General features: G+C 62.7%; 14 protein-coding genes. 13 read left to right on the forward strand and 1 reads right to left on the reverse strand.

The features are described 5' to 3' along the window. Nucleotides 1-9 precede the first annotated feature (9 nt). Entirely contained in the window at nucleotides 10-1,014 is a 1,005-nt protein-coding gene (locus KJP30_RS15825) for a nuclear transport factor 2 family protein (protein WP_218450311.1), read from the reverse strand. A 116-nt stretch (nucleotides 1,015-1,130) separates the two neighbouring features. Between KJP30_RS15825 and KJP30_RS15830 the strand changes: the two genes are divergently transcribed. The 13 genes from KJP30_RS15830 to KJP30_RS15890 all read left to right on the forward strand — a co-directional run bounded on the left by KJP30_RS15830 (nucleotide 1,131) and on the right by KJP30_RS15890 (nucleotide 14,276). Continuing rightward, a complete protein-coding gene (locus KJP30_RS15830) occupies nucleotides 1,131-2,189 on the forward strand; it encodes an ABC transporter ATP-binding protein (RefSeq protein ID WP_218450312.1) in 1,059 nt (352 codons plus the stop codon). Between the two features lie 98 nt (nucleotides 2,190-2,287). After that, nucleotides 2,288-3,544 (forward strand): ABC transporter substrate-binding protein, encoded by a 1,257-nt coding sequence (locus tag KJP30_RS15835; protein ID WP_218450313.1) that lies wholly within the window; start codon nucleotides 2,288-2,290, stop codon nucleotides 3,542-3,544. Between the two features lie 68 nt (nucleotides 3,545-3,612). After that, nucleotides 3,613-4,644 carry a carbohydrate ABC transporter permease gene (locus KJP30_RS15840; RefSeq protein ID WP_218450314.1) on the forward strand — a complete coding sequence of 344 codons (1,032 nt, stop codon included), beginning with the start codon at nucleotides 3,613-3,615 and terminating at the stop codon, nucleotides 4,642-4,644. 11 nt (nucleotides 4,645-4,655) lie between these two features. Further along, the gene (locus KJP30_RS15845; RefSeq protein ID WP_218450315.1) at nucleotides 4,656-5,537 is read left to right on the forward strand and encodes a carbohydrate ABC transporter permease; all 882 of its coding nucleotides are present in this window, start codon (nucleotides 4,656-4,658) and stop codon (nucleotides 5,535-5,537) included. Continuing rightward, complete coding sequence (locus KJP30_RS15850; protein ID WP_218450316.1) at nucleotides 5,534-6,574, forward strand: ester cyclase; 1,041 nt, start codon at nucleotides 5,534-5,536, stop codon at nucleotides 6,572-6,574. The genes KJP30_RS15845 and KJP30_RS15850 overlap by 4 nt, the downstream gene beginning before the upstream one ends. Further along, nucleotides 6,574-8,052: a GMC family oxidoreductase gene (locus tag KJP30_RS15855; RefSeq protein WP_218450317.1), complete on the forward strand. Its 1,479-nt coding sequence runs from the start codon at nucleotides 6,574-6,576 to the stop codon at nucleotides 8,050-8,052. Before KJP30_RS15850 ends, KJP30_RS15855 begins: the two co-directional genes overlap by 1 nt. 127 nt (nucleotides 8,053-8,179) lie before the next feature. Then, complete coding sequence (locus KJP30_RS15860; RefSeq protein ID WP_218450318.1) at nucleotides 8,180-8,713, forward strand: ester cyclase; 534 nt, start codon at nucleotides 8,180-8,182, stop codon at nucleotides 8,711-8,713. Between the two features lie 75 nt (nucleotides 8,714-8,788). After that, nucleotides 8,789-10,099 (forward strand): histidinol dehydrogenase, encoded by a 1,311-nt coding sequence (hisD, locus tag KJP30_RS15865; protein WP_218450319.1) that lies wholly within the window; start codon nucleotides 8,789-8,791, stop codon nucleotides 10,097-10,099. A gap of 75 nt (nucleotides 10,100-10,174) precedes the next feature. After that, nucleotides 10,175-11,227 carry an ester cyclase gene (locus tag KJP30_RS15870; RefSeq protein ID WP_218450320.1) on the forward strand — a complete coding sequence of 351 codons (1,053 nt, stop codon included), beginning with the start codon at nucleotides 10,175-10,177 and terminating at the stop codon, nucleotides 11,225-11,227. Continuing rightward, nucleotides 11,227-11,991 carry an SDR family NAD(P)-dependent oxidoreductase gene (locus tag KJP30_RS15875; RefSeq protein ID WP_218450321.1) on the forward strand — a complete coding sequence of 255 codons (765 nt, stop codon included), beginning with the start codon at nucleotides 11,227-11,229 and terminating at the stop codon, nucleotides 11,989-11,991. The genes KJP30_RS15870 and KJP30_RS15875 overlap by 1 nt, the downstream gene beginning before the upstream one ends. Next, nucleotides 11,991-12,257: a hypothetical protein gene (locus tag KJP30_RS15880; RefSeq protein ID WP_218450322.1), complete on the forward strand. Its 267-nt coding sequence runs from the start codon at nucleotides 11,991-11,993 to the stop codon at nucleotides 12,255-12,257. Before KJP30_RS15875 ends, KJP30_RS15880 begins: the two co-directional genes overlap by 1 nt. Next, nucleotides 12,250-13,278 carry a LacI family DNA-binding transcriptional regulator gene (locus KJP30_RS15885; RefSeq protein ID WP_218450323.1) on the forward strand — a complete coding sequence of 343 codons (1,029 nt, stop codon included), beginning with the start codon at nucleotides 12,250-12,252 and terminating at the stop codon, nucleotides 13,276-13,278. Before KJP30_RS15880 ends, KJP30_RS15885 begins: the two co-directional genes overlap by 8 nt. A gap of 8 nt (nucleotides 13,279-13,286) precedes the next feature. Then, nucleotides 13,287-14,276, forward strand: coding sequence for a nuclear transport factor 2 family protein (locus KJP30_RS15890; protein ID WP_218450948.1), 990 nt, complete (start codon nucleotides 13,287-13,289; stop codon nucleotides 14,274-14,276). The last annotated feature ends 112 nt before the right edge of the window (nucleotides 14,277-14,388 follow it).

The raw sequence follows: 14,388 nt of genomic DNA on the forward strand, positions 1-14,388 counted from the left end.
CGGGGCTTGTCAGGTGCGGGGCACGGTCTGCATCCGTTCAAGGATGTCGACGCCCTGCGTTTTCCAGAAATGCAGCATGTCGATAAAGATCCAGTTTTCGGCCAGCTTGTCACCGTGACGGCGATAGATGTCGATCACCCGCATTTCGCCGGGCGTGTCCGAGGCAGGCATCCCCATGAAACCTCCGGTATGGCGCGCGGTGAAGTTCGGCCAGCCGAAAAAGCCGCCATAATGTCCTTCGGCCATGCGGCACAGGTGCTTGGTCTTGGACCGGTCGGTAAAGGCGGCGCGGAAGGGGCCGGAATGCTGCTTGGCATAACGTTCGATCGTGTAGGTCGCGCCGATGCCGGCGGGGCCCCACCAGATCATGTCGTCATGCCACGTGCGGGCCAGTTCCTCTTCCAGCGGCAGGCCAAGCTGCCATGTGCCAAGATCGCCGATCATGGCATTGATTGCCGCCAGCGTGGCTTTGCCTTCTGCCTCGGGCTGGGCGTCGAACAACAAGCCATCGTGGGTCTGCGGGCCGGGCTGGACCAGATGCGCAGCGGTTTGCGGCGGAAAGGGCTGAAGCCCGGTTTGCATCATAAGGTGCGGAATGTCGAAATACATCGCGACCTCGGCGATGCGCCCGTTTTCGATCCGCAGGAATTCGGAGTAGCGCAGGAACGCCATCTTGCGCGTTGGTGCGATCCCCAGCCAAGGCTGATCGAACAGGCCCATCAGGTGGCCCATGGACACAACCCATGTCGAGTCATAGCCGTCGATTTCGTTGCGACCGGCCATGAAAACGTCCATCCGGCGCTGCATCCGGGTCAAAGATTGACGCAGCGGCAGCCAAAAGGTGGTTGCAACGGCCTCGGGACCGGTCAGTTCGTTGAAGGGATGAAAGCCCCGCCAGAGGCAATCAGGGGTCATGTTCTTGGACAGAACGTCGGTGATTTCATCGCCGTTAGCGCCATCCAATGCCCGGTAGAAGTCCCGGACCAAAAGTTTTTCTGCCTGAAATTCAACCATCTCGCCGGCCTTTCTGCATACGCTTGCAAAAAAATCTTGCCAGATTGCCGCAGTGGAGTCTAGGCTTTTTGCAAGCGTATGCAAGAGAGCGCGATTCCACGGGAAAGGGAGCCGCCATGGCCGAAATTCAACTCAGAAACGTGTCCAAGCGGTGGGGGAGTTTTGTCGGGGTCGACAACTTCGACCTGACCATTGCCGACCGGGAATTCCTTGTCCTTCTTGGGCCGTCGGGTTGCGGCAAGACGACCACCATGCGGATGATCGCCGGACTCGAAGATCCCACAGGCGGCGAGATCACGATTGACGGCAAGGTCGTCAACGATCTGGAACCGAAAGACCGCGACGTAGCCATGGTGTTCCAGAGCTACGCGCTCTATCCGAATATGAACGTCTACGACAACATCCGCTTTCCGCTGAAGGTGCGCGGCGTTGATCCGGCCACCCATGACGAAAAGGTGCGTCGCGCCTCGGCCATGGTGGAACTGGACGATTTCCTGCACCGCAAGCCCGCCGAACTGTCCGGCGGTCAGCGTCAGCGCGTGGCCTTGGCCCGCGCCATCGTGCGTGAGCCGAACGTCTTTCTGATGGACGAACCTCTGTCGAATCTCGACGCCAAGCTGCGCGTTTCGACCCGGGCACAGATCAAGAACCTGAGCCACGAACTTTCGGTCACGACGATCTACGTCACGCACGACCAGATCGAAGCGATGACACTGGCAGATCGTGTGGTCGTCATGGAAAAGGGCATCGTCCAGCAGGTTGGCAGCCCGACCGAGATCTACGATAACCCTGCCAACACTTTTGTGGCCAGCTTCATCGGCAGCCCGGCCATGAACCTGATCGAAGGCAGCATGTCCGGCGGCAGCTTTACCGCGCCGAACGTCCAGATTGACGGGCTACAGGCCCCGGACGGCAAGTTGACGCTGGGCTTTCGCGCCGAGGATGCCTCGGTCGTGGACACCGGCGGCCAGATCAACGCGCCGATCTACACGCTGGAACTGCTGGGGGACGCGACCATGGTCACCGTGCGCATTGGCGGCACGCTGGTCAGTGTCCGCGCGGACAAGAACTATCGCGCCGAAATCGACGACATGGTGTCGATCCGTATCCCCACGGATCACTGCCATCTGTTCGACGGTCAAAGCGGCGCACGCATCAACAAAAACGGAGCCTAAGCTCTGAAAAAGGGAATCCCCGGACAGATCATCCGGGGACAACTCGAGGTGCGCGATTGCAAGGCGCACCCGTCCAACAAAGAAACAGGGAGAAAGACATGTTTCTGAAGAAGATTGCCATCACCGGGGTCGTGGCGGGCCTGATGAGCACGGCGGCCTTCGCCGAAAGCCACGCCGTTGACTGCGGCCCCGAGGGCCAGTCGATCCGCATCCTCGCCAGCGACTTTCCGGCGATCCACGCGATTGCCGATCAGGCCGAAGCCAACTGTGGCGCGGCAGCGGCAGAGTTCGTGCGCAACCACACCACCGAAGCGCGCCAGATCATGAACGCGGCCCTGACGCCCGACCCGGCGGAATACACCAGCGTGATCCTCGCCAACTCGACCCTGACCCAGCTGATGAACGACGATCTGGTTCGCCCGCTGGACGATCTGGTCGAGAAATACGGCGCCGGCATCAAGAAGACCCAGCTGATCACCATTGGCGGAAAGGTCATGGCGGTTGCCTTCATGGCCAACGCACAGCACCTCTATGTCCGCGAAGACATCCTGGCCGAGGCCGGTGTCGAGGAAATCCCGACCACCTATGACGAACTGATCGCCGCCGCCGAAAAGATCCGCGCAGCAGGCATCATGGAACACCCGCTGGTCATGAACATGCAGGTCGGCTGGAACGTCGGCGAGACCTTCAACCTGTTCTTCCTTGCCCATGGCGGCGAGTTCTTTGAACCGGGCACCGCCGAGCCCAAGGTCAACAGCCCCGCCGGTATCGCCGCGCTGGAAACCCTTGCCAAGCTGGTCGAATATGCACACCCCGATCACCTGACCCATGCCTCGAACGAGACTCAGGGCCTGTGGGAAGCCGGCGAAGCGGCGCTGGGCATCATGTGGGGGTCGCGTGGCGCGGCCATCCTTGATGAAGACGGTGCTCTGCCCGTGGTGCGCGATCACACCGTTCTGGCGGCGGCTCCCTCGGTCGAGCCGGGCGGCGTTCCGGGTGCAACCCTGTGGTGGGACGGCATCACCATTTCCAAGAACATCACCGACGCGCAGGCCGAAGCCACCTTCGCGGCGCTCATCAGCGGCATGACCCCCGAGATGGTTCAGGCCAACAATGACGATGCCGTCTGGCTGCTGGACGGGTTCACCCCGGGCCGCGCGGCTGCCGGTGTTGCCGCGACTGCCCGCGGCGGGGCCAAGCCCTATCCGATGATCCCGCAGATCGGCCTGATGCACAACGCGCTGGGCGCGGAGCTGGTCGACTTCCTCAAAGGTGAGGAAAGCGCGGAACAGGCGCTCAAGGACGTCGAGGCCGCCTATGTCACCGCCGCCAAGGAAGCGGGCTTCCTCCAGTAAGCCGCAAGACGCGCGCTCCGGGGGAACCCCGGGGCGCGACCCTCCTGACCCAATCGGAGCGCTCCCCGATGAAAGACCGTACTTTCTTCTGGTTCATCCTGCCGACGCTGTCGGCGATGATCCTCTTCATCGCCCTGCCGATCGTATCGGTCTTTATCCAGTCGCTGCACATCCAGCACGAACAGGTGCTGATCGTCTCGGAAAGCTGTGGGCCCTTCGGCTGCGAGGAAACCTCGGAAGTCGATCAGGACGCCACCCGGGCCCTGCGAGAGGCGCAGCCTCTGGGCCGCTTCAACGGGCTGAACACCTATCTGAACCGTTCGCACCTTGCGATCACGGAGATTGGCGAGGCCTGGGCCAATGCCGACAGTTTCGGTGCCTTCTGGAACCGGGTCTACAACCTGCCGTTCTACAAGGCGCTGACCTTCACCATTGTCTACACCGCCGTGGTGACGCCGTTTGTGCTGTTCCTTGGGCTGGCGGTTGCGACCGGGGTCAACAACCTGCCCAAACTGCTCAAGGGCCCAACGATCTTTGTCTCGCTTTTGCCGATGATCGTGACCCCGCTGGTTGGGGCGCTGATCCTGTTCTGGATGGTTGACGGGGACGGCATCATCGGTGCCTCGCTGCAACGGGCTTTCGATGATCCGTCGCTCAGTCTCAAGGCTTCGCCGACGCTGACCTGGATCATGCTGATGGTTTACGGTGTCTGGCACTCGCTCCCGTTCAGCTTCATCGTCTTCTATGCCGGTCTGCAAACCGTGCCCAAGGACACGATGGAGGCGTCGATGATCGACGGCGCCACCACCTGGCAGCGTATGCGCTATGTCACCATTCCGCACCTGATGCCGCTGGTGACCTTCGTGACCCTGATTCAGCTGATGGACAACTTCCGCGTCTTCGAACCGATCGTCAGCTTTCAGGCGCAGGCCCATGCGACCTCGCTGTCCTACGTGATCTTCAACGACCTCCGTGAAAGCGGCAACCCGCTCTACGGCTCCGCTGGCGCGACCTCGATGATGACCATCATCGGCGTGGCCATCCTGTTGACCCCGGTGCTGATCCGCACCTGGCGCAACTACAACCGCAAGGCGCACTGAGGAGAGACCCCATGAGCACCAAGGCCCTCAACCGCACCACGCCCCTGACCATCATCTCTTTTGCGCTGGTCGCAATCTGGCTGATCGTCGCCGCCTTTCCCTTCTTCTGGACCCTCTGGGGCAGCTTCAAGGTGCAGGCGGACTTCTTCTCCAAGGCGGACTGGATGAACGCCCTGCGGGGCACCAACACCATCGCCGAAACCGGCAGCGCCTTTACCGGCAAAGGCTATTACGGCGCGTGGGTGCAAGAGGAATTCTGGCGCGCGGTCCTGAACACCGGCATCGTCGTCTTCTTCACCGTTATCATCTCGCTGACCTTCGGCACGCTGGGCGGCTATGCGCTGGCCCGTTCGGGCAAGAAATACGCCTTCTGGATCCTGATGGCCGCGCTGGTCTTTCGCGCAATGCCGCATATCACGCTGGTTTCGGGCTACCTGTTGCCGTTCTTTGAATGGAACGTCTGGGGCATCCTGCCGACGACGATCATCGTTCTTGTGGCGATCAACCAACCCTTCACGCTGTGGATGCTGCACTCGTTCTTTCTGAACATCCCCAAGGACATGGACGAAAGCGCCATGGTCGATGGCTGCACCCGTTTTCAGGCCTTCCGGCATGTCATCATCCCGGTGATGTGGCCCGGCGTCATCACCACCGGCCTGTTCAGCTTTCTTCTTGCCTACAACGACTTTGCCGTGACCTCGATGCTGCTCAGCTCGGAAAACGAGACCATGATCCCGGCCATCGCCAGCTTTCTTGGCACAACGCAGGTCGAGGGCAACGTGATGTTCGCGGTTGCCGCCGTTGTCTCGGCCACGGCCCCGCTCTTTGTGCTGGTCATGTTCTTCCAGCGCCAGATCGTCAGCGGCTTGACCGCCGGCGCGGTCAAGGGATGAGCGTCCACGACGATAACAAGGCGCTTGTCGCCACTCTGCGCGCGGCTTTGCGGTCTGCCGACGCCGCGCGCATCTGGGCTGCGTTACACGCGGCCTTTTCGCCCGATGCTGCTATCCGGTTGGGTCATCCGCTGGACGAGATGACCGGCCCTGAACAGCTGTGGCAACGGGTCTATGCCCCGCTTCTGGACGCGATGCCGGATATGGAGCGTGCCGATTTCATCGTCATGGCGGGCCCCCGCTGGGGCGAGGGCAAAAGCGGCAACTGGGTTGGCCTTGGGGGTAATATCCTTGGCACCTTCCGGGCGGATTGGCTGGGCATTCCGGCCAGTGGCCGTCCGGTCCACATGCGCTATCACGAATACCTGCGCATCGAAGACGGCAAGATCGTCGAGATGGAAGGTCTTTGGGATATTCCGCAGGTGATGTTGCAGGCCGGTGTTTGGCCGATGGCACCACAATCCGGCGTAGAATGGATGTGCCCCGGCCCGACCAATGGCGGCGGGGTGCTGACCGCGCCGTGTGATGAGACGAGGGCGGATGCCTCGGTGCAACTGGTCTGGGACATGCTGCATGACCTCAAGCAAGGCACGGCCGACACACCCGAACGCGGGCTGGGCGGCTATTGGCATAACCATGCTTTCTGGTACGGGCCGACGGGGCTGGGTACGGCGCGCGGCCACGCGGGCATCGCGCGGTTGATCTTTAAACAGTTCCGTGACGGGCTGTCGGACAACACCCGCCATCTGGACGAAGGTGTGTTCTTTGGCGATCAGGACATTGTCGCCTTTACCGGCTGGCCTTCGGGGACGGCGGTGCATTCCGGCGATGGATTCCTTGGGCTTGCGCCCACCGGCAAGCGCATCACCCGCCGCAGCCTTGATTTCTGGCGGGTCGAAGAGGGCATGGTTCGCGAATGTTGGGTCATGGTCGACATGATCGACCTGTACTGCCAGTTGGGCGTCGATGTCTTTGCCCGTATGCGGATGCTGACCGGCGCGCGCCGACCTGCTCAAGCAGTAGGGGCCGCCGCCTGATGCGTGATTTCATCGTCATAGGAGCCGGATCCGCCGGTTGCGTCATGGCCGCCGAACTTGCACGTCGCGAGGCCGGATCGGTCCTGCTGCTGGAAGCCGGGCCAAGCGACCGCCATCCGCTGGTGTCCATGCCTTTCGGACTGGTCTGGCTGCTGAACGGGCCGCGGGACTGGGCCTTCAAGACGGTGCCGCAAGAGAAGGCGGGTGGCCGCCAGATCGGCGTCCCGCGCGGCCGCATGGTCGGCGGTTCGGGCTCGATCAATTCGATGGTCTGGTTCCGAGGGCGCGCGGCGGATTTCGACGTGTGGCAACAGCCGGGTTGGTCCTTTTCCGATGTGGAACCGGCCTTCAAGGCGGTCGAGGCACATTTGCGCCCAACCAAGCTGACCCACGCGCATCCTCTGTCCAGGGGTCTTGATCCGCTCTTTGATCCCGATCCGACGCCCGAAACCGAAAGCGCGGGGCTATTCCGTCACAACATGATCCGCCACCGGCGCAATTCGGCTGCGCGTGCCTTTCTGCGCAAACGGCCCGAGGTGGACTTGCGCACCGGAGCCGAAGTTGACCGTCTGATCTGGGAAGGCGATCGCGCCGCCGGGGTGGTTCTGATTGACGGGACCGAGATCCGTGCCGCCAAGGGCGTGGTGTTGTGCGCCGGGTCGCTGGCCTCTCCGGCGATCCTGATGCGCTCGGGGCTTGGCCCGCGCGAGGATTTGCAGGATCTGGGAATCGACACCCGCGTGGATGCGCCGACCATCGGTGCCAACCTGCACGATCACCCCGGCGTTGGACTGCATTTCGAAGGCCCCGGTTCCGGCTACGGTCTGGAACTGGCGCAATGGCCGCGCTGGGCGGTGTCGCCGTTGCAGTACCTGCTGACCCGGTCGGGGCCGCTGGCCTCGCCCACGGTCGAAGCAGGGATGTTCTTCAATGCGCGGGGCGACGGCGGCGAAGCCGACGTGCAAACGCATTTCATCCCCTTCTTTCTGGCGCATGACGGTGACCGCTATCAGCGCAAGGCCGGGTATTTCGCGGATGTCTGCCTTTGCCGTCCGAAGTCACGCGGCAGCCTGCGGCTGGCGTCAAAGGATCCCGCGCAGGCGCCCTTGATCGACCTTGGCCTGTTCCGCGAGGAAAGCGATCTGGACACGATGGTTGAAGGTGTGGACCGGCTGCGCCGCCTGCTGAAACAGGCCCATTTCGGTCCTCACCGCGCGCCCGAAGTGTTCCCCGGCGAACAGGTGTCGGGTGAGGCGCTGAGAGCCCATATTCGCAACAGCGCGGGCACCGCCTATCACCCGGTCGGCACCTTGGCGCTGGGTGGGGCGGTCACGCCGCGACTTGCGGTTGACGGGGTGCAGGGCCTGTGGGCAGCCGATGCCTCGGTCATGCCTGCCGTGACCTCGGCCAACACCAATGCCCCCAGCATGATGATCGGCTGGAAAGGCGCGGAGTTCATCGCGGAGGACAGCGTTTGAGTTCCTCCGCCCGTCACAATGCCCTGTCGCGCCACCCGGCGCTGAACCGGATGCCCCGGGATTTTCTGGAGCGGTTGAACCCGCTTCGGCATTTTCCGGATTTTGGCATTCAGAAAGGACAAGTGACATGAAAGGTTCTCGCCCCGAACAGGCGGTTCTGTCCCGCGACACGGACATGAGCAAGACCGACGAAACCCGCGCCGTGATCGAAGGCATGGTCGACGGACTGAACGATCACCGCATCGACGACATCGGCCAATTCTTTGCCGAAGGGTTCCGTTGGATGGGGAACACCGGCTGCGGCACCAAGAACGGGCTGCAAGAGTTCCAGAACAACTGGCAACGCCCATTTCAGGCGGCCTTCAGCGACAAGACATGCATCGACGAGGCCCGCCTGTACATGGGCGAATGGGCCGCGGCCTTTGGCCGTCAGGAAGCCACGCATTCCGGCACCTTCATGGGCGTTGCCCCCACCGGCAAACGGGTCGAAATCCGATACATGGATTTCTGGAAGGTCGAGGACGGCAAGATCACCGACAACTGGGTGATGGTGGATTTTCCGCACGTTCTGGCGCAACTGGGTGTCGACGTGTTCAACGGCGAAGGCTGGGAAGCCTTCGACCGCGGCGAACGCGACGCGCCCCGGCCCGCGGCGAAGTGATTTTTGGTCCCGGCAGGCATGCCGGGACTTCAACGGCAGAGGCCCCGGATCAAGTCCGGGGCGGGAGTTAGAAATATGGCCATTACATATCTCAAACAGGGCAAGCCCGAAGCGGAACGGGCCGAGGATGATGCCAAGGTGCGCGGCACCGTCGAGGCGGCGCTGAAAGACATCGAAGCCCGCGGCGATGCCGCCGTGCGCGAGATGAGCCAGAAGTTCGACAACTATGCGCCCGAGAGCTTTCGCCTGACGCAGGGCCAGATCGAAGGGCTGATGTCCAAGGTATCGGCCCGCGATATGGAAGACATCAAGTTCGCGCAGGAACAGGTGATGAATTTTGCCCGTGCGCAGCGCGACTCGATGAAGGACATCGAAGTGGAAACGCTGCCCGGCGTGATCCTTGGCCACAAGAACATCCCCGTGCAATCGGTGGGCTGTTACGTCCCGGCGGGCAAGTTCCCGATGGTGGCCTCGGCACATATGTCGGTGGCCACCGCGACGGTCGCGGGCGTGCCGCGCATCGCCGCCGCAACCGCGCCCTTCAAGGGCGAGCCGAACCCGGCCGTGATCGCCGCCATGCATCTGGGCGGTGCGCATGAGATCTATGCCCTTGGTGGCATTCAGGCCGTTGGCGCGATGGCCATCGGCACCGAAACCATCGACCCGGTGCATATGCTGGTCGGTCCCGGAAACGCCTTTGTCGCCGAGGCCAAGCGCCAGCTGTTTGGCCGCGTAGGCATCGACCTCTTTGCCGGTCCGACCGAGACCATGGTGATCGCGGATGAGACCGTCGACGCCGAGATCTGCGCCACCGACCTGCTTGGTCAGGCCGAGCACGGCTACAACTCGCCCGCCGCGATGATCACCACATCTCGCAAGCTGGCCGAGGAGACACTGGCCGAGATCGACCGCCTGTTGCAGATCCTGCCGACGGCGGAGACCGCCCGAGTCAGCTGGGAAGATTATGGCGACATGATTGTCTGCGATACCCATGAGGAGGTGCTTCGCGTGGCCAATGACATGGCCTATGAGCACGTCCAGATCATGACCGACCGTGATGACTGGTATCTTGAGAACATGCACAGCTATGGCGCGCTGTTCCTTGGGCCGCGGACCAATGTGGCAAACGGCGACAAGGTGATTGGTACCAACCACACGCTGCCGACCAAGAAGGCGGGCCGCTATACCGGCGGTCTGTGGGTGGGCAAGTTCCTGAAGACCCATTCCTACCAGCGGGTGACCACCGACGAGGCGGCGGCGATGATCGGCGAATACGGCTCGCGGCTGTGCATGCTGGAGGGGTTTGTCGGTCACGCCGAGCAATGCAATATCCGCGTCCGCCGGTATGGCGGCAAGAACGTGCCCTACGGCGCGGCCGCGGAATGAACCAGAACGGTTGGACCGGGGCTCTGCCCCGGACCCCGGGATATTTTTGGACAGAAGAAACACAGAAACAGGCCAATGTCTGACATACACACGAAGAACAAAGAGGCCATTGCCCCGCTGCGTGCGGCGATGGTGGATTTCGACGCGGATGGCGTGCGCGCCGCGCTGAGGGCGGTGATCGCGCCTGACGCGGTGATCCACATGCCGCATCCGTTTGGCGATTTCGAAGGGCCGGACGCTTTTTACGACGCCTGTTATGCGCCGCTGTTCGAGGCGATGCCGGATCTGGAGCGGCGTGACTGGATCGTCATGGGCGGCCCGGACGAACATGGTGGCGACTGGGTTGGTTGCGGCGGTCATTATTACGGTACTTTTGTCGGTCCGTGGCTGGACATTCCGCCGACCGGCCACCTGACCCACATGCGGTTCCACGAGTTCTATCGTTTCGTCGATGGCAAGGTTGTCGAGATCCAGACGCTTTGGGATATTCCCGAGGTGATGATGCAGGCGAAGGCCTGGCCCATGGCGCCGAGTCTCGGGCTGGAATTCTGCATCCCCGGACCGGCGACGCTGGACGGTATCGTGCCCGGCCCCTGGGACGCGGAAAAGGCCAGCGCGTCGCAGCAGCATATCATCGACATGCTGACCCATATGAAAAAGCACCCCAGCCAGGGTGGTCCGGAAGTGATGGAGATGCCGCGTTTTTGGCATGAGCGGATGAACTGGTACGGACCGGCGGGTATCGGCACCGGTCGTGGCATCGCCGGGTTCCGTAACTGGCACCAGATCCCTTTCCTGAACGGGATGCCCGACCGCGGAAAATACGTGGATGAGATCACCTATCACTTTTTCGGGGACGGGGCCTATGCCGCGGTGACAGGTTGGCCGAACATGATCCAGACCGTGACCCATGACGGCTGGATGGGCATTGTGCCCAACGGCAAGAAGATCACCATGCGGAGCCTTGATTTCTGGCGCTTGGAAAACGGCAAGATCCGCGAAAACTGGGTCATGGTGGATATTCTGGATGCCTATCGGCAGATGGGCGTGGATGTCTTTGCCCGCCTGCGCGAGTTCAACAAGGTGCGCGTCCAGGGCCGCATTCCCTTCCCGGTGGGAGACGTCTGATGGATTTGCCACGCACCCCCGCGTTCCGGCTGGAGGGCAAGCGCGCGCTTGTCACCGGCGCGTCCTCGGGCATCGGTCTGGCCTGCGCCGTGGCGCTGGCCGAGGCCGGGGCAGAGGTGGTGTTGGCGGCCCGGTCGGCTGGCAAGCTGTCCGCGTTGGCCGACGCGCTGACAGCGGCCGGTCATGCGGCCACGGTGCTGTCGCTGGATGTCTCTGACATCGCGGCGACCGATAGCGCCGTGGCCGCGCATGGCCCCTTTGACATCCTTGTGAACTCGGCCGGGCTGGCGATCCATTCGCCGGCACTGGACACGACCGAGGCGGACTTCGACGCCGTCAACGATCTGAACGTCAAGGGGGCCTATTTCCTCACGCGTGCCGTGGCGAAGGGGCTGGCCGAGGCGGGCAAGCCCGGGTCGCTGATCAATATCTCGAGCCAGATGGCCAAGGTGGGCGGCATCGACCGTGCCGTGTATTCGGCCACGAAACATGCGGTCGAAGGCTTTACCAAGTCGATGGCCATCGAATGGGGCCCGAAGGGCATTCGCGTCAACACGATCTGCCCGACTTTCATCGTCACACCACTGACCAAGCAGACCTTTGACCGGCCTGAGCGGCGCGCCTGGGTAGAGGAGAAGATCAAGCTGGGTCGCGTGGGCGAGGTCGAGGACATTATGGGGCCGGTGGTTTTTCTGGCCTCGGATGCGGCGGCGCTGATCACCGGCACCGCCCTGATGGTGGACGGAGGCTGGACGGCGGACTGATGACCAACGTGGTGCAGCTTGACCTCAGACGACCGCATCGCACGCTTCAGGCCGAGATCCTGTGGCGGGCGATGCCGCGCGACCTGCGTATCGTGTTGAGGCACAAGCTGTCCCACCTTGGCCCGGGCGGGATGACGACGGAACTGGGGCGACACTGGACCGCCGGGCAGTGGTCGCTGACGCCTTATCCGCATAGTGAAGAGTTCGGGCTCGACGCCAGCGTGGCGGCCGAGTTGGTAGAGCGGTTGAGGAGGGGCGATGACTGAGACCAAGGTCACATCGATGGACGTGGCGCGGCTGGCCGGGGTCAGCCAATCCGCTGTAAGCCGGGTGTTCACGCCGGGGGCCTCGGCCTCGAAGAAGACGATCGAGAAAGTGCGCAAGGCTGCCGAACAGCTTGGGTATCGTCCCAATATTCTGGCCCGCGCGATGGTGTCGGGCAAAAGCCGGATCATCGGCTTGGTCGTCGCTTATCTTGATAACTACTTTTACCCCGAAGCGCTGGAAAAGCTGTCGAATGCGCTTCAGGCCGAAGGCTATCACGTGCTGATCTTCATGGCCTCGCAGACGGCGGGCAATATCGACGAGGTGCTGGACGAGATCCTCGATTATCAGGTCGAAGGCATCGTCATGGCCTCTGTCGCCATGTCTTCGGACATCGCGCAACGCTGCCAACAGGCCGGTGTGCCGGTGGTTTTGTTCAACCGCTACGAAGACCGCGAAGGCATCACCTCGGTGGCGTCGGACAATTTCGGCGGCGGGCAGCGCGTGGCCGAGTTCCTGCTGGCCGGTGGCCACCAGCGGATCGGCCATATCGCGGGATGGGAAGGGGCTTCGACCCAACGCGACCGCGAAGCCGGGTTCCTTGCCGGTCTGGCCGAACGGGGGATGACGCTGTGCGCCCGCGAGGTCGGCAACTTCCACATGGAAGAGGCGCGGGCTGCCGCGCGCGCCATGTTTGACCGGCCGGATCACCCCGACGCTGTTTTTGTCGCCAATGATCACATGGCCATTGCGGTCATGGACGTGATCCGTTTCGAGCTGGGCCTGACCATTCCGGGGGATGTTTCGGTCGTCGGTTACGACGATGTGCCGCCCGCGGCCTGGCCCGCCTATAACCTGACAACCGTGCGCCAGCGCGCCAACCGGATGGTCGAAGAGACCGTCAAGGCATTGCTGGATCACATCAATACATTCGATCCCGCCAAGACGCGGAAGATCACGATCGACGGGCCGATGATCGTGCGCGGTTCGGCCCGCATTCCCCAAGGATGGACACAGGCATGACTGCTCCCATGAAAGGCTTTGACGCCAAATTCGTCGACTTTCCCGATTACATCATCGGGATCACCAAGGAGATCTGGGAAGATCGCGGCATCGCGACCCTGCACCAGTATTACGCGCCGGACATCGTCGTGCGTTCGCCCGCGTCGGTCGTGGTGGGCAACCAGGGTGTAATCGGCGCAACCATGGCCACTCTGGCCGAATTTCCCGACCGGACGCTGTTTGGCGAGGATGTGATCTGGTCCGGGACGCCGGAGGAGGGGATGCTGTCCTCGCACCGCCTGCACTCGACGGCGACGCATATTCACCCCGGTGTCTATGGCGCGCCCTCGGGCAAGAAACTGCACTACCGCATCCTTGCGGATTGTCATGCCATCAACAACCAGATCAACGACGAATGGCTGATCCGCGATCAGGGCGCCATCGTGCGCCAACTGGGATGGGAGCCGAAAGACTTTGCCCGTGACCTGATTGCGCGCGAAGGTGGCCCGGAAAGCTGCGTGCAACCCTACACGCCCGCGAACGAAGTCGAAGGCCCCTACAAGGGCACCGGCAACGACAATGAATGGGGTCAGCGCTATGCCGAGATACTGACCCGGATCATGAATGCCGATTTCACCGTGATCCCGCAGGAATACGACCGGGGCGCGAACCTTGCCTATCCGGGCGGGATCGAAACCCTCAGCCACGAAGGCGCCGACCAGTTCTGGATGGGTCTGCGGGCGGCGTTCCCCAATGCGGAGTTCAAGATCCACCACGTGATCGGCCGCGATGATCCGATGATGCCGCCGCGCGCCGCCATCCGCTGGACCCTGCATGGCAAGCACGAAGGCTGGGGCGCCTTTGGCACGCCCACCGGGGCCGAGGTCTTTGTGCTGGGAATTTCCCATGCCGAATTCGGCGCGCTGGTCGGTGGCAAGCCGCAACTGCGCCGGGAATGGACGCTGTTCGACGAAACCGCGGTCTGGAAACAGATCCTGCTGAAAACGGGCGATCTCTGAATGTTGACACAGCCGCAGGCGCTTTGCCGCCATCACGTCTATCTGGCCAGCCTTCGGGCGCGACGGCTGAACCTGCGGCCTCCGGGGTAGGGGGCGCAGGCCCTATCCCCTA

It is taken from the genome of Antarctobacter sediminis, assembly GCF_019218285.1.
Lineage (GTDB): Bacteria > Pseudomonadota > Alphaproteobacteria > Rhodobacterales > Rhodobacteraceae > Antarctobacter > Antarctobacter sediminis.